The sequence below is a fragment of the Enterococcus sp. DIV0183 genome (genome assembly GCF_050541505.1).
GTDB classification, from domain to species: Bacteria; Bacillota; Bacilli; order Lactobacillales; family Enterococcaceae; genus Enterococcus; species Enterococcus faecalis.
The window spans coordinates 237,501-256,121 of sequence record NZ_CP172932.1; the positions used below are offsets into that span (position 1 = coordinate 237,501).

The following is an 18,621-nucleotide window of genomic DNA, read 5'->3' on the forward strand; positions in this document are numbered from 1 at the left end:
TTAGAATGCCTGCCTGTCACGCAGGAGGTCGCGGGTTCGAGTCCCGTCCAGACCGCCATGCGGGTGTAGTTTAGTGGTAAAACCACAGCCTTCCAAGCTGTTGTCGCGAGTTCGATTCTCGTCACCCGCTTTTCTTTTTGGGCCTATAGCTCAGCTGGTTAGAGCGCACGCCTGATAAGCGTGAGGTCGATGGTTCGAGTCCATTTAGGCCCATAATTTTATAAAATGGCCCGTTGGTCAAGCGGTTAAGACACCGCCCTTTCACGGCGGTAACACGGGTTCGAGTCCCGTACGGGTCATAGTTTTGTTACGGAGGATTACCCAAGTCCGGCTGAAGGGAACGGTCTTGAAAACCGTCAGGCGGGTAAAACCGTGCAAGGGTTCGAATCCCTTATCCTCCTTTCTTAGGAATTAAGTTTCCTTGGTCTAATTATCGCGGGGTGGAGCAGTCAGGTAGCTCGTCGGGCTCATAACCCGAAGGTCGTAGGTTCAAATCCTGCCCCCGCAATTGCTTTTATTTTTTAAAGCATACATTTGCATAAAGCAAAAACGAATTGGTTTGGTAGTTCAGCTGGTTAGAATGCCTGCCTGTCACGCAGGAGGTCGCGGGTTCGAGTCCCGTCCAGACCGTTTTTGGCTCGGTAGCTCAGTTGGTAGAGCAATGGATTGAAGCTCCATGTGTCGGCAGTTCGATTCTGTCCCGCGCCATCCAAGAAAAATTTGCGGGTGTAGTTTAGTGGTAAAACCACAGCCTTCCAAGCTGTTGTCGCGAGTTCGATTCTCGTCACCCGCTTTTTTCTTATTTGGGGCCTATAGCTCAGCTGGTTAGAGCGCACGCCTGATAAGCGTGAGGTCGATGGTTCGAGTCCATTTAGGCCCATTTATTTCTTGGGGAAGTACTCAAGTGGCTGAAGAGGCGCCCCTGCTAAGGGTGTAGGTCGGGAAACCGGCGCGAGGGTTCAAATCCCTCCTTCTCCGTTTTTTCTTTTTAATGGCCCGTTGGTCAAGCGGTTAAGACACCGCCCTTTCACGGCGGTAACACGGGTTCGAGTCCCGTACGGGTCATAGTGAAGCATACAAACAATGTTTGTATGCTTTTTTTATTTTTATTACAAAAAAATGTCGTTGAAAGCGTTGACATTTGTTGTAAATATGTTATTCTTTGGATGTAGGGATAAGTAAATAGATGGATAGTGATTGTTTAAAGACAAGCTAAACCTAATTTTTTCATGAAGCGACAGGTGTGTCGTTCTTTTTGAAGAAATTGGGTTTTTCTTTTTTCAACGAAACACAAAGGAGGTGGGGCATTGATTATTCACAAAATTTTAAACAATAATGTGGTTATTACATTAGATGATGATAAACGAGAGCAAATTGTTATGGGCAAAGGAATTGCTTTTAAGAAACGCATTGGGGATTGGGTTCCTGATGAAAGTATCGATCAAGTTTTTTATTTAGCCAATCAAGAAACATCACTTAAGTTTCAAGAATTGTTAGGAAATATTCCTTTAGAGATGATGAAACTCTCGGATGACATTATTGTTTATGCAAAATCAACGTTGAAAAAGAGTTTGAATGATACCATTTATATTTCTCTGACGGATCATTTGTACACAGCTTTAGAAAGAAAAAAACAAGGAATTGCAATTAAGAATTTATTATTATGGGATATTAAACGTTTTTTTCCTGAAGAGTACGAAGTAGGAGTAAATGCTTTAAAAATGGTACAAAAGCGCGTAGGAATGGAATTGTCAACGGATGAGGCAGGTTTTATCGCATTGCACTTGGTAAATGCGGAGATGGAGGAAGAAGTCGGTAATATTTACGAATTGACAAAGTTGATGCAAGAGATTACAAATATCGTCAAATACTATTTTAAGGTAAGTTTTGATGAAGACTCTGTCTACTTTTATCGATTTAGCACACATTTAAAATTTTTCTGTTATCGCTTATTACACCAACGTGAAGTTGTCGAAAATGATGATGAAGAACTGTATGCGGTAATCAAAAAGAAATATCTCAACGCCTATCGTTGCGTGGAAAAGATCAGCTTGTATTTAAATGAGAACTATGACTATCAAGTTTCAAATGAAGAACGCTTGTACCTAACGATTCACATTGCACGAATTGTACAAACAACGGAACAATAAACGCACCACTTTGGATAGTGACATTCAGTTGGCTAAACCTTCAAATGAAAATAAATTTTTGGAGGAAAAAAAGATGGGAAAATATCATGAACTAGCAGAAAAAATTGTAAAAAATGTCGGTGGGCAAGAGAATATTAATAGTTTGACACATTGTATCACACGTCTTCGCTTCAAATTAAAAGATGAGAGTCAAGCGAATGATGATGTCTTAAAAAATATGGACGGTGTGGTAACTGTTATGAAAAGCGGTGGACAATACCAAGTCGTTATTGGGAACCATGTTCCAGCCGTTTACGAAGAAGTAGTTAGTATTGCAGGCTTGTCAGGAGAACGTGAAGAAGAAGCTTCCAGTGGGAATTTATTTGATCGCTTAATAGATATTTTAAGTGGTTGTTTCCAACCCTTTTTAGGGGCGTTAGCAGCGGCTGGGATGGTCAAAGGGTTAAATGCCTTATTGGTTTTCTTAAAGCTCTATACGGCTACGTCAGGGACTTATACCATGTTAAATGGGATTGGCGATGCAATTTTCTACTTTATGCCAGTTATTTTAGGTTATACAGCAGCTAAAAAATTCCGGTTGCATCCAATGGTAGGGATCGTGATTGGCGCAGCTTTATGTTACCCAACGATTCAAGGAAGTGCATTACAAACGGCCTTTGAAACAACAGCGGGTGCGGGAGCCGCAGCGCCGTATAATTTATTCGGCTTACCTGCCTATGATACATTTATGGGGATTCCTTGGGTCGGTGCGAACTATACAAGTAGTGTCGTACCAATCATCTTCATTATTGCTTTTGCGGCACAAGTTCAAAAAGTGTTTAAACGTATTATTCCAGAAGTTGTTCAAACGTTCTTAGTACCGTTTTTCGTCTTGTTGATTGCCTTACCAATTGGTTTCTTAGTAATTGGGCCAATCGTTAGCATGCTAACAGATTTATTAAGCGCTGGCTTTACAGCATTAATGAGTTTCTCACCAGCTTTGTATGGTTTGATTCTTGGTTTCTTCTGGCAAGTCTTAGTTATTTTTGGTTTACATTGGAGCGTTGTGCCATTAGCTATTATGCAAGTGACACAAGAAGGTTCAAGCCAAGTATTAACGGGATCATTTGCAGCTAGTTTTGCGCAAACAGCGGTTGTTTTAGCGATGTTCTTCAAATTGAAAGATAAAAAGTTAAAAGCTTTGTGTCCGCCAGCAATTATCTCTGGTATTTTTGGTGTAACAGAGCCAGCAATTTATGGAATCACTTTACCAAAAAAATGGCCATTTATTTATTCAATGATTGGTGGCGCTGTCGGTGGTTTATATTTGATGATCAACAATGTGACAGCTTATACAATGGGTGGTTTAGGAATTTTCGGTGTGCTAAACTTTATCAATGGTGATGATGCAAGTGGGATGATTCAGTCCTTTATTGCAATTGCCATTGCAGCGGTCGTTGGTTTTGGTCTAACATTCTTCTTCTGGAAAGACAATACAGTTGAGGAAGAAGAAGTGATTATTGATAAAACAACGATTAAAAAAGAAAATATTACAAGTCCAGTCAAAGGACGAGTGTTATCTTTAAAAAATGCAGAGGATCCTGCTTTTGCGAATGGAGCATTAGGAAATGGGGTCGTGATTGAACCAACGGAAGGCAAAGTGGTTGCACCCTTTGATGGAACGATTGTCACACTATTCCCAACAAAACATGCATTAGGTTTGATTTCAGATAACGGCACAGAATTATTGATTCATATTGGGATTGATACAGTTCAATTAGAAGGCGAAGGCTTTGAAGCTTTTGTAAAACAAGGTGACCGCGTGAAAAAAGGTCAAACATTAGTAACCTTTGATTTAGAAGGAATTAAAAAAGCTGGGTTTAGTACACAAATCCCAATTGTTGTGACGAATACAGCGGATTATTTAGATATTTTGGAAGTCGGCAGTAATGAAGTTTCAACAAGCGATGATTTGCTGACCGCTTTAATATAAAAAGATGTGGAGGAAGAGAATTTATGGCATTTAGAAAAGACTTTTTATGGGGTGGCGCAACAGCAGCCAATCAATGTGAAGGTGGCTATAACGAAGGTGGACGCGGTTTGGCAAACGTCGATTTAGCGCCAACTGGTCCAGATCGTTTTCCAGTAATCACTGGTGAAAAGAAAATGTTTAACTTTGATGAAGAACATTTCTATCCTGCACAAGAGGCGATTGATATGTATCATCGCTATAAAGAAGACATCGCCTTGTTTGGTGAAATGGGTTTTAAAACATACCGTTTATCCATTGCTTGGAGTCGAATTTTTCCAATGGGAGATGAAACAGAGCCAAATGAAGAAGGCTTGAAGTTCTATGAAGACTTATTCAAAGAATGTCATAAATATGGGATTGAGCCACTAGTAACGATTACACACTTTGACTGCCCAATGCACTTAGTGGAAGAATATGGCGCTTGGCGTAGTCGTAAGTTAGTAGGTTTCTATGAAAATCTTTGCCGTGTAATTTTCAACCGATATAAAGGATTAGTCAAATATTGGTTAACATTTAACGAAATTAATATGATTTTACATGCACCATTTATGGGAGCAGGTCTATACTTTGAAGAAGGCGAAAACAAAGAACAAGTGAAATACCAAGCGGCTCATCATGAACTACTAGCAAGTGCAATTGCGACAAAAATTGCTCATGAGGTAGATCCTGAAAACCAAGTAGGTTGTATGTTAGCGGCTGGTTCCAACTACGCTTATACTTGTAAACCAGAAGATGTTTTCGCTGCTCGACAAGCAGATCGTGAAAATTATTTCTTTATTGATGTCCAATCACGTGGGGAATACCCTGCGTATGCTTTAAAAGAAATGGCCCGTAAAGGTATTCAAATTGAAATGGAAGAAGGCGACGAAGAACTTTTAAAAGAACATACGGTGGACTTCATTTCGTTCTCTTATTATTCTTCTCGTGTCACATCAACAGATCCAGAAATTAATGAACAAACAGCTGGTAACATCTTTGCCTCTGTGAAAAATCCTTATTTAAAAGCCAGTGAATGGGGTTGGCAAATTGATCCGCTTGGTTTGAGAATTACGATGAATGACTTATATGATCGTTATCAAAAACCACTATTTATTGTTGAAAATGGCTTAGGAGCGGTAGACACACCAGACGAAAATGGTTATGTAGTCGATGATTATCGTATCGATTATTTGGCGGCGCATATTCAAGCGATGAAAGATGCCGTTGAACAAGATGGTGTCGACTTGTTAGGCTATACGACTTGGGGCTGTATTGATTTAGTATCAGCTGGAACAGGTGAAATGAAAAAACGCTATGGCTTTATCTATGTGGATCGCGATAACGAAGGAAATGGTACGTTAAAACGAAGCAAGAAGAAATCGTTTGATTGGTACAAAAAAGTAATCGCAACAAATGGTGAAGATTTAAGTAATTAATAAAATTAGCAACTATTAAAGGGCGTTTGACGTTGGTAGAAAAAACAAGGACTCTTCTGCCAGCGTCAATTCCCTTGATGGTTTCTTTGTTATGCCTAAAAACAGAGGGAAAGAGGGATTTTATGGGATTTCCAGAAAATTTTTTATGGGGCGGCGCAACAGCTGCTAACCAATATGAAGGTGGCTACCTTTCAGGAGGCAAAGGTCTGAGTACATTAGATGCAATTACTGGTGGTAGTCAAACAGAACCGCGACGGATTACGTATTTAACTAAAGAAGGCCAAAAAGCTTCGTGTACACGCGATCAAGCATTACCCGAAGGAGCGATTGGCTATATCGATGAAGAATTATACTACCCTAGTCATGTAGCGACGGACTTTTACCATCATTACGAAGAAGATATCGCCTTATTTGCAGAAATGGGTTTCAAATGTTTTCGGCTGTCTATCGCCTGGAGCCGGATTTGCCCAAATGGAACAAAAGAGATTAATGAAGAAGGCTTAGCCTTTTATGATAAAGTTTTTGATGCTTTGCTGCGCCATGGAATTGAGCCTGTTGTGACAATTAACCATTTTGATATTCCGATGTATTTGGCCGATGAATATGATGGTTGGAAAAATCGTGAAGTGATTGATTTCTTTGTTTTCTTTTGTGAAACCATTTTTACACGTTATCAGGATAAAGTGAAGTATTGGATGACTTTTAATGAAATTAATTTTTTAAGAAGTTGGACGCAAATTGGGATTCACAATAATGATAAACAAAGTAAATATCAAGCAGTGCATCATCTATTTGTAGCAAGTGCGAAAGCAGTTGAATTAGGACATTCCATCAATCCAGATTTCCAAATTGGTATGATGGTGGCTTATATTCCAAGTTATCCTTTGTCCTGCAAACCTGAGGACGTGATGGCAGCTGTTCAATTTAACCGAGAGCAAGAATTTTATATGGATGTCCAGGCTAAGGGCTATTATCCAGCGCATAAGCTCAAAGAATTTGAGCGTGAAGGAATGACAATTCAAATGGAGTCAGAGGATTTAGCGATTATTCAAAAAGGAACAGTTGATTATATCGGGTTTAGTTATTATATGTCGACCGTTTCGACTGCTTATCCCGAAGAAGTAAAATATGTCGGAGGCAACCAAATGCCTGCGGTTAAAAATCCTTATTTGCAAGAATCTGAATGGGGCTGGGCTGTCGATCCTTTAGGGTTAAGAATTTCATTGTGTCAGTTGTCAGATCGTTACAATATGCCATTGTTTGTGGTTGAAAACGGGTTTGGTGCGGTGGATACATTGCAAGAGGATGGCTCGATTGTCGACGATTACCGCATTGATTATTTTAAACAACATATTGAAGCCATGAGAACCGCAGTAGAAGAAGACGGGGTTAACTTAATTGGTTATACGCCATGGGGTTGTATTGACTTAGTTTCAGCAGGGACTGGCGAAATGAAAAAACGTTACGGCTTTATCTATGTAGACATGGATGACCAAGGTCAGGGAACCTTGAAACGAACTAAGAAAAAATCATTTAATTGGTACAAACAAGTTATCGCTAGTAATGGTGAAAACTTAACAACTGAGTAGAAAATGAGGGGAAATAAAAAATGAAAAAACGATTGACGATTGTGGGGATGCTTTTTCTGGCCATTTTAGTAATGGTTGGTTGTGGTAAAAATCAGCAAGCAACGACAAAAGAAAAAGAGACAAAACCTGAAGAACTAACTCTTTACATTGTGCGCCATGGAAAAACCATGTTAAATACGACGGACCGCGTACAAGGATGGTCAGATGCGGTCTTAACACCAGAAGGTGAAAAAGTTGTGACAGCAACTGGGATTGGCCTGAAAGATGTTGCCTTTCAAAATGCATATAGTAGTGATAGTGGCCGCGCCTTGCAAACTGCTCAACTTATTTTAGATCAAAATAAAGCAGGCAAAGACCTTGAAGTCGTGCGTGACCCAGATTTACGTGAATTTAATTTTGGTAGCTATGAAGGGGATTTAAACAAGACAATGTGGCAGGATATTGCTGATGATCAAGGTGTTTCCTTAGAAGAATTTATGAAAAACATGACTCCTGAATCCTTTGCCAACAGTGTAGCTAAACTGGATCAACAGCGCGAGGAAAGCAAGAATAACTGGCCTGCAGAAGACTATGCTACAATTACCAAACGTTTGAAAAAAGGCTTAGATAAAATTGTTGCCACAGAATCAGCCAATTCTGGGAATGGCAATGTTTTAGTGGTCTCTCATGGCTTGAGTATTTCAGCGTTGTTAGCAACTTTATTTGATGATTTTAAAGTCCCAGAAGGCGGTTTGAAGAATGCTAGTGTTACAACGATTCATTACAAAAATGGCGAGTATACTTTGGATAAAGTCAATGATGTCAGCTACTTAGAAGCAGGCGAAAAAGAATCAAAATAATCCCTGGATTAGAGAAACAGTCTATTTAGGAGTTGGTGGAGCAAGAAAAGGGTTGCTCCACCAACTCCTATTGTTGTGTTCTTTTTTTATTAAAGGTAGAATCAGAAAGAAGAATTTTTTCATTGGGAGGAAATGAGATGAAAAATAGAACAAAATCACGCTGGAAAAAAATTGTCCTAGGACTTGGGCTTTTTTTAGTAATCTTAGTCATCGGCCTGACTATTTTTATTAAAAATAGTACGTATCAAGCAACCGATTCGGCCTTAAAAATAAGTCAAAGTGCCACGCAAGAAAAAAACTATGATTATTACACAAACGGGCAAAAAAATGATACAGCACTGATTTTTTATCCAGGTGCATTGGTTGCGCCCGCTAGTTATAGTGAATGGGCGCAAGAAGTTGCTACGAAAGGTTACGATGTCTATGTTGTTCATTTTCCTTTGAATTTAGCGGTTCTTGCACCAAATGCTGCAGAACAAATTATAAAGGATCATCCACAACAAAACTTCGTTTTGGCTGGGCATTCTCTGGGTGGTGTGATGGCTAGTCGTTTTGTAGCGGAAAATGAGCAACGAATCAAAGGCATGATTTATTTAGCCAGCTATCCTGACGAAAAAGGTGCACTAAACAAGCAAAATCTGCCGGTTCTGTCAATAACAGCCACAAACGATGGTGTTTTAAATTGGACTAGCTACCAAAAAGCCAAACAGTTTTTGCCAAAAGATACGCAGTATGTATCTATCAAAGGTGGTAATCATGCAGGGTTTGGTAATTACGGTGTCCAAAAAGGAGATAACAAAGCGACAATTTCTAACGAGCAACAGCAAACAGAAATCAGTCAATTGATTGTAGCGTGGCTACAATCACGCCCCAATAAATAATCCGATGAGCCGAAATGTTATTTTTTCGGCTCATTTTTACTGCGATAAACAGAGGGGGTTACGCCTGTTTCTTTTTTAAAAGTGGTGGCAAAATATGCTGCGGTTTGGAAGCCAACTTTTTTCGCGATTTGTTGAATCGTAAGGGGTGAATGGAGAAGCAATTCTTGGGCTTGCCTAATTCGGATACTTGTTAAATAAGCTAATGGGGTTTGTTTTGTCTGTTCCTTAAAGGTTCGCTGCAAATGAAAGGGACTACCGTGGCAGGTTTGCGCTAAATAGTCTAAACTTAAAGGTTCCGCTGAATGCCGATCAATAAATTGCTTAATTTGAGCAACCCATTCCTCGTTAGGAACGACTTGCCCGGTTGGTTGACATCTTTTACATGGACGAAAACCAAGTGTTAAAGCTTCCTGAGCCGTTTTGAAGATCAGAACGTGGTTCTTATTGGGCACACGGGAAGGGCACGAAGGACGACAAAAAATTTTAGTTGTGGTCACACCATAAAAAAAATCACCATCAAATTGCGTATTATTATTTTGAATGGCTTCCCAACGTTTCTGAGTAAGTCGATACGTTGTTTTCATTGTAAGCACACCTCCCGTTTTCTTCATTGTAAAAGAATCCCTAATAAAAACAAGTAAAAAGTGATAGGAGCGCAAGATTTTGAAAGCCAAAAGAATTATAATGAAGATAAGAAAAACACGAGAAAGAAGTGTAGAAATATGGCAAAAAAAATTTATTATGCGCAACAAGAATGGCAGAACGATCACTATTATCTTGGTGTGACAGACGCTGGACTAGCTTTTGTAGGTTCAGCCAATCAATCGATAGAAGAGCTGAAAAACTGGTACCCTCAAGCACAATTAGAAGCTTCTGAAAAGAAAACTGCGCCTTATAAAGAAGCATTAATAAGTTATCTTAACCAACATTCGACAACGTTTGCTTGCCCCATAGACATAGAAGGAACGCCCTTTCAAAAAGAAGTTTGGCAGGCGTTGCAAGAAATCCCTTATGGTGAGACAATGACCTATCAAGAAATTTCAGAAAAAATTGGGCGTCCACGTGCGGTTCGAGCAGTTGGCACAGCGATTGGGAAAAATCCTTTATTAATGGTCATTCCTTGCCATCGAGTCATCGGCAGCAAGGGACAATTAACCGGTTACCGTGGTGGTTTAGCAATGAAACAAGCATTATTAACATTTGAACAGTCTTAAAAGGAGGCGGCGATGAACAACTATCAATGGTATACAGAACAATGGGGAAAACCTACAAGAGAGGATGATTTGCTGTTTTTATTGTTGACGGTGGGTGTTTTTCAAGTTGGTTTAAGTTGGAAAGCAGCCGCAGGGAAAAAAGTAGCATTCATGAAAAATTTTTGCCAAATGAAGCCGGAAAAAGTTGCCGCGCTGTTGCCTGACGAAGTCGATCGAATAGTAGCTGATCCAGATATGATTCGCAATCGGCGCAAAATTGAAGCAACCATTAAAAATGCGCAAGCAATTTTAAAAGTACAAGAAGAATTTGGCAGTTTTGCCAATTATCTATGGCAATTTGTAAAAAACGTCCCCGTTTTATCTATTTATGAAGAAGCATACCAAGTCCCGCGCACACAGCTTTTGTCAGATAACGTAGCAAAAGACTTAAAAAAAAGAGGATTTTCTTTTGTAGGTCCGATTGTCACCAATATGTTTCTGAAAGCTAGCGGGATTATCCAGGTGGAAATTTTAAATCCAGAATAAAGGAGTGTTAGGATGTTTGAAAATGAATCTCTTAGTTTTGAAGAACAAACAATTATTCAAGCAGCAGAGTGTTATGTTCAACAAGAATTAGCCAACGAAGCAAGTGGCCATGACTGGTGGCATATTTATCGAGTGACACAATTAGCAAAAACAATTGCAGAGAAAGAACAAGCAAATTTATTTTTATGTATATTAACAGCATTGTTACATGATATTGGCGATGAAAAATTTAACGAAAGTGAAGAGGCTGGCTTGCTAAAGGTGCAACAATGGTTGGAAGCAAATAACGTATCAACAGAGCAAACGAATCGCATCCTTTCCATTATTGCTAATATGTCCTTTAAAGGAGGAAATACTGGGAAAACAGTCACTACATTAGAAGGAAAAGTGATCCAGGATGCGGATCGATTAGATGCCATCGGTGCGATTGGAATTGCACGGGTGATGGCTTATTCGGGAAATAAAGGCCGTTTAATTCACGATCCTCACAAACAACCTCGTGAACAGTTAACCCAAGAAGAATACCGGAATGGGGAAGATACTGCTATTATGCATTTTTACGAGAAACTTTTAAAGTTAAAGGAACAAATGAATACAAATTATGGTCGCTTATTGGCGGAAAAGCGTCATCAATTTATGGAACTTTATCTGGAGGAATTTTATCAAGAGTGGGATGGACACCGATAAATGAGGGCCAACTAAAACAGTCAGTACATTTCTTTTTGAATTTTAAGAGAACTCTTTTTTACAAATACCTCAGAAGTGGTAAAATGATGGATGAATAAACGGGTGGTTTATCTTAGTTTTACGTTACATATAGGAGGTAATTATGGAGACAAAAAAATCGAGTGGCATGTTTGCAGTTATTGCCGCACTGATTGCGAATATTTTAGTAGCGATTAGTAAATTTGTTGGTTTTGCTTTAAGTGGTAGTACCGCTATGATGAATGAAAGTATCCACAGTGTCGTGGACTGTAGTAATCAGGTGTTATTACTTTTTGGGAATAAGCGCGCTTCTCGTGGACAAAGTGCGTTACATCAATTTGGAGAAGGCCGTGCAAAATACTTTTTTAGTACAATTGTTGCAACGATGCTCTTTTTTGGTGGGGGCGCGTTAGGCGTAATGGAGGCTATTCAGAAGTTACTGCATCCCTCTCATGAAGTAGAAAATGTGGCTATTGTCATTGGTATTTTAATTTTTGGTTTGCTTGTGGAAGGTAGCTCTTTGCGTGTAGCGATGAAAGAAATCAAAGAATTGAATACAGAGAAGTTATCGCTCTTAAAATTTTTGCGAGAAAGTCGTCACAGTGAAATTTTAATTATTTTTACGGAAGACTTTTGTGCGGTTATTGGTTTGTGTTTAGCTTTGGTGGGAACCCTTTTAACAATGGTAACTGGGATTGCTGCATTTGATGCTATCAGTGGTTTACTGATTGGTTTACTATTAATGTGTGCAGCCATTTTCTTAGCGAAAGAATTTTATAGTTTGATTATAGGAGAAAGTGTGACCGCTACAGATTTAGCAAAAATTAAAACCGCATTTGATCGGGCGGATGTTGAAAAACTAATTGATGTAAAGACCGTTCATTTAGGTCCAACTGAAATTTTAGTAGCGGCAAAAATTGATGTGGTAGAACCAATGGAAGAAGATGCACCTGATGTTGTGAATGCGATTGAACGAGATATTCGTAGTAAAATGCCTGATAAAAAAATCTATATCTATATTGAAGTTGACGATTATGATGTGAATTACGTTCGTAAATAACAAATGAAAGAATAACTTTAAAAAACAATATGGGGGAAGAAACGATGCAAGAGGCAATTATAACAAGTACAGTAGATTTAACCAGTGGTGGTTGTAACGCCTGTGGTTTAGTGGAAGATACCGTCTACACATTAGCAATGAATGGAGTGGACATTCCGTTAGATGGCTTGACAGTTGCTCATCTAGTTTCTGCTGTTGTTGCCAGAAATGGATTTAAACAGGAGCTACAAATGGATATGCTAGATGACGAATATATCCTTTATCGAAAAGAAGACACAGCAGTAACCTTTAAAGAAGCGTACAATCATTTAAGCTACGATAACGGTTCTGAAAAAATCCAATCTAAAAATAAACTGGAAGATTTACCAGAACTTTTTGAACAAGTTAATCAAATCCTAACAACTGTTTTTGGAATTGAAACTGTCAATTTTATTATAGAATAAAGTAAAAAATAGAACAGAAATTGGACAATCAATGAGTGAAAGAGATTGTCCAATCTCTGTTTTTTAATGTATAAATAGAAATAAAGACAAAAAATGATTAAGTTAAGTGAACGCCTTTATCGACATAAATGATGTCACCGACCACACCACTAGCTAGTTCACTGACTAAAAAGGCACAAGTGTTTCCGACTTCTTCAATGGTTACACCTGTTTTATCTGGTGTCCGCTCATTAGAAATACTAATCAATTGATCGTAGTCTTTTACACCAGTCACAGCCAATGTTTTAATCGCTCCTGCGGAGATTCCGTTGACACGAATTTTATCTGCAGCTAATTCAAAAGCTAGATATTTCACGGCAGTTTCTAAAGATGCTTTAGCAATCCCCATCATATTATAGTTAGGAATCGCACGTTCGGAACCTAAATACGTCAATGTGACAATTCCTGAACCAGGATTTAACAAAGGTTTCGCATAATGAGTGACTGCTAAAAGAGAGTAGCTACTAATATCTTGTGCTAATAGGAAACCATCACGAGTGATGTCACTAACGTTTCCAGACAATTCTTCTTTTTTGGCAAAAGCAATCGCATGGACTAGTCCATCGATCGTGCCCACTTCATTTTTAATTGTTTCAAAGGCTGCTTGAATGGACGCATCAGAAGCAACATCGCACTCCACCAACAAATCATTTTCATCTGCTAATTTAACCACTTGCTTTTTCATGCGTTCGTTTTGATACGTATAAATAACATTGGCCCCTTGATCTTTTAATGCTTTTGCACAGCCCCAAGCAATACTTTTTTTGTTGGCAACACCCATTACGACGACATTCTTATTTTGTAAAAACATATAAAATCTCCTTTAATAAAAAATTTTTGTTGATAGAATAGGCTTTTCTTCATCAAAATGTAAAAGTTACATTTATTGAGTTGACGAATAAAATTTCAACTGGTATTATCTGTGTGAGAATGATAACAAAATCTTCTCAATTTTCTAATCTTGAAAAAAACAGACATTTTTCCTGATGTCTGAATTATTAACCAAAATACTTTGAAAGTCAAACTATTTTTCTTATTTTTTGAGAAAAAGTGCTGGAAACCGCATGAAATAATAGTTTGATAATCAAAATAAACTCGGAGGTACAGTATGAAAAGAGTGGTCATAACCGGCATGGGTGCCGTAACACCATTAGGCAATACCGTAAAAGAATTTTGGCATAATCTAGTGGATGGCAAGCTAGGAATTGGCAAAATTACTAAATTTGATTCTGAAGATACTGGGGTGGCTTTGGCTGGTGAAGTGAAAGAGTTTGACCCAAGTGCTGTTTTAGAACGCAAAGAGCAAAAAAGAATGGACTTATTTTCTCAATATGGCTTGGTCGCTGCTTTAGAAGCGTGGGAAATGAGTGGTTTAACAGAAGCAACGATTGACCCGACTCGTTTAGGTGTGATTGTCGGTAGTGGGATTGGCGGGATGACTACCTTACAAGACCAAGTACGGGTAATGGATAAAAAAGGCGCAAAACGCGTAACACCATTTTTCGTGCCCATGGTAATTGCTAATATGGCAGCGGGAAATATTTCGATTCGTTTAGGTGCAAAAGGACCTTCTCAAACTATCGTGACTGCTTGTGCTTCTGCGACGAATGCGATTGGTGAAGCTTTTCGCACGATTAAATATGGTTTAGCGGACATGATGGTAACTGGGGGGACAGAAGCCACAGTATGTGAAATTGGGATTGCAGGCTTTGCAGCATTGAATGCTTTAAATACAACAGAAGATGCGACTCGGGCTTCGATTCCTTTTGATAAAGAACGAAAAGGTTTTGTGATGGGTGAAGGCGCAGGAATGCTGGTTTTAGAAGAACTCGAGCATGCACAGAAACGTGGCGCAACTATCTACGGCGAAATTGTTGGCTATGGCAGCAACTGTGATGCTAGCCACATGACCGCTCCTTTAAAAGACGGTAGTGGCGCGGCGGCTGCGATGGAAATGGCGATTGCAGAAGCAGGGATTACGCCGGAACAAATTGGGTATATCAATGCTCATGGTACGTCAACCCCAGCGAATGACGCTGCGGAAACAACGGCCATCAAACGTGTCTTTGGTGAGCGAGCATCGCAAATTCCAATTTCAAGTACAAAGAGTATGACTGGACATTTATTGGGCGCGGCTGGCGGTATCGAAGCGATCGCTTGTGTGCAAACATTGCAAGAAGGAAAAGCTCATCCGACAATAGGCTACCAAGTTGCTGATCCAGATTGTGATTTAGATTATGTCACAGAAGGTGCACGTGACATTACAGCGGACTATACAATTAGTAATTCGTTTGGCTTTGGTGGCCATAATGGTGTAATTTGCTTGAAGAAATGGGAGGAAAACTAGTATGAAAAAAGTAATGACTGCAACAGAAATTATGGAAATGATTCCTAATCGCTATCCGATTTGTTATATTGATTATGTGGATGAAATTATTCCAAATGAAAAGATTATTGCAACAAAAAATGTGACAATTAACGAAGAATTTTTCCAAGGACATTTCCCTGGAAATCCAACAATGCCAGGCGTTTTGATTATTGAAGCATTGGCACAAGTAGGTTCGATTTTAATCTTAAAAATGGATCAATTTGAAGGTGAAACAGCCTATATTGGCGGTATCAACAAAGCCAAATTCCGTCAAAAAGTGGTCCCTGGTGATGTCTTGAAATTACATTTTGAAATCGTCAAATTACGTGACTTTGTCGGCATCGGCAAAGCGACTGCTTACGTGGAAGATAAAAAGGTCTGCGAATGTGAATTGACGTTTATTGTGGGACGATAAAAAGATAATTAGAAAGAGTAAGCGGTGAAGGCTTGCTCTTTTTTTGTGTGAATGTGATAAAATTAGTTAAAAGGTGTTGGAGGTATAAGTATGATAAAAAAGCTACAACCCCCATTCTATAAACAAACAGTCGTATATGGTTTGTTGTTTGTTTTTTTGGGAACGCTGAACTATTTTTTTAAGAGTACTCCTAAAGGACTCAATCGCATAGTTTTCGGTGTTTTGTCGTTTACCTATATTTTTCTGTATTTGAAAAATAGAAAGAGTGTCTCTGGGAATAAAAAAGATTTAGCTGTATGGATTTTAACTATTTCAGGAATGTTTGGAATAATGGTTATCCTTTATTATTTAAATATCAATGGTAGGATAATTGGTTACATACTAGCTATTTATTTTTTAGTTCTTGCCTTAGTATTTATAGTTAGAAATCTTAAAGATGATTTTAACACTACTTTAAAAGGTTCATTAACACTAATTTTGCTTGCCTACTTTTTGGGGATGTTTAAAAGTTCTTGGTGGTCAATTATTCCGTTAGTTACTGCGGTAATCTTTTTGGCTTGTTCTAAAGAAATAATATATATTTTCTCTAAAAAAGAAATTAGTAAGGTCGATATACCATATAATTTGCAGAAAAAATGGATTTATTTAAGGTATTTTCTTATTCTTTATTCGATGATTTTATACCTTTCGTTTGTTACCTCAGACATGTTAGAAACTAAAGGATGGGTAATAAACATCTCTCATTATTTTTATGGAAAAAATGCTTTAGCAAGTTATAGTATATGTTTGGCTAGAGGAATATTGCGATTAGTTATTGTATTTATAAGTACATTAGTATTGATTTTTATAGCTAAAGTAACGCCATTAAAAAAAGTAATAACTAGCTATAAGGAAATTGCTCGAAAAGATGAGAAGGATTTTGAACTACAAAATAAAAAGTTTAAAATCCAAAAAAAAGCACGCCGCAAATACAAATAACAAATTCATCAAAATCCATGCTCCTTTTTAAATAACATGCTATAATCATAAAAAGCTTATGTGAAGGTGGTAAGCTTATGAGTAAAACAATTTACAGGAGGGTTTTTCTTTTGGATATTTCAGTAGAGTTTTCGGGACATAAATTGGCGAATGTGTTAATGAACGCATCAGGCATTCATTGTATGACAATTAAGGAAATGGACGAGTTAGCGGCTTCTCAAGCAGGTGCTTTTGTCGCTAAGACGGCAACACCTAATCCTCGTCAGGGCAATGAGGAACCACGGTATTTTGATACACCATTAGGAAGTATTAACTCAATGGGCTTGCCTAATTTAGGGATTGATTATTATTTAGATTATCAGATTGCACGTCAAAAGGAATTTCCCGAGGAGTTACGCTTTTTATCTGTATCTGGTATGAATTATGAGGAAAATATCGCTATTTTAAAAAAAGTGCAAGAAAGAGAATACACAGGAGTGACAGAATTTAATTTGTCTTGTCCCAATTTGCCTGGTAAACCGCAAATTGCTTATGATTTTGAATTAACAGAAAAGCTTTTAACAGAAGTTTTCCAATTTTTTACTAAACCATTAGGTGTAAAATTACCCCCATTTTTTGATATTGCACATTTTGACGCAATGGCTGAAATTTTAAATAAATTCCCTTTAGTATACGTGAATAGTATTAATAGCATCGGTAATGGTTTATATATTGACAGTGACAAGGAAGAAGTGGTCATTAAACCAAAAGGAGGTTTCGGTGGACTGGGCGGCGAATATGTCAAACCAACAGCGTTAGCCAATGTTCGTGCGTTTGCGCAACGTTTGAAACCAGAAATTAAAATTATTGGAACGGGCGGTATTACATGTGGAAAAGATGTTTTTGAGCATCTTTTATGTGGTGCGACATTAGTACAAGTCGGCACACAATTGCATCAAGAAGGTCCACAAGTTTTTGAGCGTCTAGCCAAAGAATTACAAGAAATCATGGCAGCAAAAGGTTATGAAAGTATTGAAGAATTTCGTGGGAAATTGAAAGAGATGTAACAAAAAAACCGTCAAGAAATTTTCTTGACGGTTTTTTGTTATTTCACAGCCTTAACATTTTCCATAAAGGCTTCCAAATATTCAGGTTGTGTTAATTGTTGGTTACAGGTGTCGCTATCATGGCAAATGTAATTGCCTTTTTTCGTGTAGGTTCCGTCACCGCCTGATTTGGTGGTAGCTAGGAACATAGACACATTCGTGATTGTTTGACAGATGGAGCAAACACCTTTAACAATGGTGGGTGAAAGGGTGCCGTGGACGCCGATTAATTTATTTTCTCGATAAGCTAAGATAAATTTTTTCTGAGTCCCAGCGTCGTTCCAACCGACATAGGTATTGTTCCGTAAATCCATGTTTTCCCACTCAGGAATCTTTAACTTTTTCACTTTGCGAAAGACTTTCGTGACTTGTGGTGTTGAAGGTTCTTTAAAGGGCAACACGGTTTCTTTTAATTCGTCTAAATATTTTTCAGCACGCGCGCGTGTTAAACGACGATCCATCACTTTGTCCAACAAAATCGTAACAGCAGGGTGTTCTTCTGGAAATAACCCATTGATTTTTTCGACACATAAGGCCTGGACAGTTTTGACAGTCGTAGCATCGTTAACAGACGTATAGGTATTTAGTAACACAGCGACTTGTTCTTTAATTATGTTAAATTGGTAAGGTTGAATAGTTGGGTTCATGATTTTAAATTCCTTTCAAATAGACCGAGTACATACGCTGAAAGGCAATTTGTCTCACCAACGTATGTTTAGTGACAGACAACCTCATGTGTTTTTGATAAAGATAGCGTTTGACGTATCATATCATCACCCCCTTTAATGATTGATTTTTTCTATGTAAAAAGTGAAAATAATTGATGAAAGCTTGGTAATTCTAACGCAATTCAAGAAAAAAGGCAAGTTAAACTCGTTTTATTTCCCAATTCAATGTCTGGGGA

Annotated in this window: 18 protein-coding genes and 12 tRNA genes (1 of these 30 cut by a window edge); 27 read left to right on the forward strand and 3 right to left on the reverse strand. The window is 38.3% G+C overall.

The features are described 5' to 3' along the window. From IGK72_RS01205 to IGK72_RS01290, 18 genes are all read left to right on the forward strand, one after another. Nucleotides 1-58: transfer RNA gene (locus IGK72_RS01205), tRNA-Asp, on the forward strand; it begins 19 nt to the left of the window's first position. A gap of 1 nt (nt 59) precedes the next feature. Continuing rightward, a tRNA-Gly gene (locus IGK72_RS01210) sits at nt 60-130 on the forward strand. A gap of 9 nt (nt 131-139) precedes the next feature. Then, nucleotides 140-213: transfer RNA gene (locus tag IGK72_RS01215), tRNA-Ile, on the forward strand. A gap of 14 nt (nt 214-227) precedes the next feature. Continuing rightward, a tRNA-Glu gene (locus tag IGK72_RS01220) sits at nt 228-299 on the forward strand. Nucleotides 300-311: 12 nt separating this feature from the next. Continuing rightward, a tRNA-Ser gene (locus IGK72_RS01225) sits at nt 312-401 on the forward strand. A gap of 33 nt (nt 402-434) precedes the next feature. Beyond that, nucleotides 435-508 (forward strand) — tRNA-Met (locus IGK72_RS01230). Between the two features lie 48 nt (nt 509-556). Beyond that, nucleotides 557-630: transfer RNA gene (locus IGK72_RS01235), tRNA-Asp, on the forward strand. A gap of 5 nt (nt 631-635) precedes the next feature. Further along, nucleotides 636-708, forward strand: a tRNA-Phe gene (locus tag IGK72_RS01240). Between the two features lie 14 nt (nt 709-722). Continuing rightward, nucleotides 723-793, forward strand: a tRNA-Gly gene (locus IGK72_RS01245). 13 nt (nt 794-806) lie between these two features. Beyond that, nucleotides 807-880 (forward strand) — tRNA-Ile (locus IGK72_RS01250). A gap of 10 nt (nt 881-890) precedes the next feature. Next, nucleotides 891-978: transfer RNA gene (locus IGK72_RS01255), tRNA-Ser, on the forward strand. Nucleotides 979-993: 15 nt separating this feature from the next. After that, nucleotides 994-1,065 (forward strand) — tRNA-Glu (locus IGK72_RS01260). Between the two features lie 242 nt (nt 1,066-1,307). Next, nucleotides 1,308-2,150: a BglG family transcription antiterminator LicT gene (licT, locus tag IGK72_RS01265; protein WP_002355181.1), complete on the forward strand. Its 843-nt coding sequence runs from the start codon at nt 1,308-1,310 to the stop codon at nt 2,148-2,150. Between the two features lie 73 nt (nt 2,151-2,223). Then, the gene (locus tag IGK72_RS01270) at nt 2,224-4,122 is read left to right on the forward strand and encodes a beta-glucoside-specific PTS transporter subunit IIABC (protein ID WP_002361131.1); all 1,899 of its coding nucleotides are present in this window, start codon (nt 2,224-2,226) and stop codon (nt 4,120-4,122) included. Nucleotides 4,123-4,145: 23 nt separating this feature from the next. Next, nucleotides 4,146-5,576 carry a 6-phospho-beta-glucosidase gene (locus IGK72_RS01275; protein ID WP_002355183.1) on the forward strand — a complete coding sequence of 477 codons (1,431 nt, stop codon included), beginning with the start codon at nt 4,146-4,148 and terminating at the stop codon, nt 5,574-5,576. A gap of 122 nt (nt 5,577-5,698) precedes the next feature. Beyond that, complete coding sequence (locus IGK72_RS01280; protein ID WP_023894872.1) at nt 5,699-7,165, forward strand: glycoside hydrolase family 1 protein; 1,467 nt, start codon at nt 5,699-5,701, stop codon at nt 7,163-7,165. Between the two features lie 20 nt (nt 7,166-7,185). Beyond that, nucleotides 7,186-8,004 carry a histidine phosphatase family protein gene (locus IGK72_RS01285; RefSeq protein ID WP_002355185.1) on the forward strand — a complete coding sequence of 273 codons (819 nt, stop codon included), beginning with the start codon at nt 7,186-7,188 and terminating at the stop codon, nt 8,002-8,004. A 137-nt stretch (nt 8,005-8,141) separates the two neighbouring features. Further along, a complete protein-coding gene (locus IGK72_RS01290; protein ID WP_002383919.1) occupies nt 8,142-8,885 on the forward strand; it encodes an alpha/beta hydrolase in 744 nt (247 codons plus the stop codon). A 17-nt stretch (nt 8,886-8,902) separates the two neighbouring features. Here the strand turns inward: IGK72_RS01290 and IGK72_RS01295 are convergent, their stop codons facing one another. Further along, nucleotides 8,903-9,496, reverse strand: a complete 594-nt coding sequence (locus IGK72_RS01295) for a bifunctional transcriptional activator/DNA repair enzyme AdaA (protein WP_002355187.1) — start codon at nt 9,494-9,496, stop codon at nt 8,903-8,905. A 111-nt stretch (nt 9,497-9,607) separates the two neighbouring features. Here IGK72_RS01295 and IGK72_RS01300 point away from each other — a divergent pair, with 111 nt between their 5' ends. The 5 genes from IGK72_RS01300 (at nt 9,608) to IGK72_RS01320 (ending at nt 12,832) form a co-directional block, all read left to right on the forward strand. After that, a complete protein-coding gene (locus tag IGK72_RS01300; protein WP_002355188.1) occupies nt 9,608-10,099 on the forward strand; it encodes a methylated-DNA--[protein]-cysteine S-methyltransferase in 492 nt (163 codons plus the stop codon). 12 nt (nt 10,100-10,111) lie between these two features. Next, entirely contained in the window at nt 10,112-10,624 is a 513-nt protein-coding gene (locus tag IGK72_RS01305) for a DNA-3-methyladenine glycosylase I (RefSeq protein ID WP_002355189.1), read from the forward strand. 12 nt (nt 10,625-10,636) lie between these two features. Continuing rightward, nucleotides 10,637-11,311, forward strand: coding sequence for an HD domain-containing protein (locus IGK72_RS01310; protein WP_070416048.1), 675 nt, complete (start codon nt 10,637-10,639; stop codon nt 11,309-11,311). 142 nt (nt 11,312-11,453) lie between these two features. Further along, on the forward strand, nt 11,454-12,389 hold the full coding sequence (locus IGK72_RS01315; protein WP_002355191.1) for a cation diffusion facilitator family transporter: 936 nt from the start codon (nt 11,454-11,456) through the stop codon (nt 12,387-12,389). Between the two features lie 29 nt (nt 12,390-12,418). After that, the gene (locus tag IGK72_RS01320) at nt 12,419-12,832 is read left to right on the forward strand and encodes a DUF4809 family protein (RefSeq protein ID WP_002355192.1); all 414 of its coding nucleotides are present in this window, start codon (nt 12,419-12,421) and stop codon (nt 12,830-12,832) included. A gap of 97 nt (nt 12,833-12,929) precedes the next feature. On the opposite strand, the gene fabI is transcribed toward IGK72_RS01320, so the two are convergent. After that, nucleotides 12,930-13,682 carry an enoyl-ACP reductase FabI gene (fabI, locus tag IGK72_RS01325; RefSeq protein ID WP_002358338.1) on the reverse strand — a complete coding sequence of 251 codons (753 nt, stop codon included), beginning with the start codon at nt 13,680-13,682 and terminating at the stop codon, nt 12,930-12,932. A gap of 297 nt (nt 13,683-13,979) precedes the next feature. Here fabI and fabF point away from each other — a divergent pair, with 297 nt between their 5' ends. The 4 genes from fabF to IGK72_RS01345 all read left to right on the forward strand — a co-directional run bounded on the left by fabF (nt 13,980) and on the right by IGK72_RS01345 (nt 17,678). Beyond that, nucleotides 13,980-15,218: a beta-ketoacyl-ACP synthase II gene (fabF, locus tag IGK72_RS01330; RefSeq protein ID WP_010821341.1), complete on the forward strand. Its 1,239-nt coding sequence runs from the start codon at nt 13,980-13,982 to the stop codon at nt 15,216-15,218. Nucleotide 15,219: 1 nt separating this feature from the next. Further along, nucleotides 15,220-15,654 carry a 3-hydroxyacyl-ACP dehydratase FabZ gene (fabZ, locus tag IGK72_RS01335; protein WP_002355197.1) on the forward strand — a complete coding sequence of 145 codons (435 nt, stop codon included), beginning with the start codon at nt 15,220-15,222 and terminating at the stop codon, nt 15,652-15,654. A 90-nt stretch (nt 15,655-15,744) separates the two neighbouring features. Beyond that, entirely contained in the window at nt 15,745-16,632 is an 888-nt protein-coding gene (locus tag IGK72_RS01340) for a hypothetical protein (protein WP_070416047.1), read from the forward strand. Between the two features lie 77 nt (nt 16,633-16,709). Further along, nucleotides 16,710-17,678 (forward strand): dihydroorotate oxidase, encoded by a 969-nt coding sequence (locus IGK72_RS01345; protein WP_031324125.1) that lies wholly within the window; start codon nt 16,710-16,712, stop codon nt 17,676-17,678. Nucleotides 17,679-17,716: 38 nt separating this feature from the next. Here the strand turns inward: IGK72_RS01345 and IGK72_RS01350 are convergent, their stop codons facing one another. After that, nucleotides 17,717-18,364, reverse strand: coding sequence for a FusB/FusC family EF-G-binding protein (locus IGK72_RS01350; protein ID WP_002361142.1), 648 nt, complete (start codon nt 18,362-18,364; stop codon nt 17,717-17,719). Nucleotides 18,365-18,621 lie beyond the last annotated feature (257 nt).

Excerpts from the sequence above, each read along its gene's own strand:
- IGK72_RS01285 (WP_002355185.1), top strand. The coding sequence starts at position 7,186 with ATGAAAAAACGATTGACGATTGTGGGGATGCTTTTTCTGGCCATTTTA.
- IGK72_RS01315 (WP_002355191.1), top strand. The coding sequence starts at position 11,454 with ATGGAGACAAAAAAATCGAGTGGCATGTTTGCAGTTATTGCCGCACTG.
- IGK72_RS01270 (WP_002361131.1), top strand. The coding sequence starts at position 2,224 with ATGGGAAAATATCATGAACTAGCAGAAAAAATTGTAAAAAATGTCGGT.
- IGK72_RS01340 (WP_070416047.1), top strand. The coding sequence starts at position 15,745 with ATGATAAAAAAGCTACAACCCCCATTCTATAAACAAACAGTCGTATAT.
- IGK72_RS01295 (WP_002355187.1), bottom strand. The coding sequence starts at position 9,496 with ATGAAGAAAACGGGAGGTGTGCTTACAATGAAAACAACGTATCGACTT.
- IGK72_RS01305 (WP_002355189.1), top strand. The coding sequence starts at position 10,112 with ATGAACAACTATCAATGGTATACAGAACAATGGGGAAAACCTACAAGA.
- IGK72_RS01345 (WP_031324125.1), top strand. The coding sequence starts at position 16,710 with ATGAGTAAAACAATTTACAGGAGGGTTTTTCTTTTGGATATTTCAGTA.
- IGK72_RS01350 (WP_002361142.1), bottom strand. The coding sequence starts at position 18,364 with ATGAACCCAACTATTCAACCTTACCAATTTAACATAATTAAAGAACAA.
- IGK72_RS01275 (WP_002355183.1), top strand. The coding sequence starts at position 4,146 with ATGGCATTTAGAAAAGACTTTTTATGGGGTGGCGCAACAGCAGCCAAT.
- IGK72_RS01300 (WP_002355188.1), top strand. The coding sequence starts at position 9,608 with ATGGCAAAAAAAATTTATTATGCGCAACAAGAATGGCAGAACGATCAC.
- IGK72_RS01290 (WP_002383919.1), top strand. The coding sequence starts at position 8,142 with ATGAAAAATAGAACAAAATCACGCTGGAAAAAAATTGTCCTAGGACTT.
- fabF (WP_010821341.1), top strand. The coding sequence starts at position 13,980 with ATGAAAAGAGTGGTCATAACCGGCATGGGTGCCGTAACACCATTAGGC.
- fabI (WP_002358338.1), bottom strand. The coding sequence starts at position 13,682 with ATGTTTTTACAAAATAAGAATGTCGTCGTAATGGGTGTTGCCAACAAA.
- IGK72_RS01320 (WP_002355192.1), top strand. The coding sequence starts at position 12,419 with ATGGGGGAAGAAACGATGCAAGAGGCAATTATAACAAGTACAGTAGAT.
- IGK72_RS01310 (WP_070416048.1), top strand. The coding sequence starts at position 10,637 with ATGTTTGAAAATGAATCTCTTAGTTTTGAAGAACAAACAATTATTCAA.
- fabZ (WP_002355197.1), top strand. The coding sequence starts at position 15,220 with ATGAAAAAAGTAATGACTGCAACAGAAATTATGGAAATGATTCCTAAT.
- IGK72_RS01280 (WP_023894872.1), top strand. The coding sequence starts at position 5,699 with ATGGGATTTCCAGAAAATTTTTTATGGGGCGGCGCAACAGCTGCTAAC.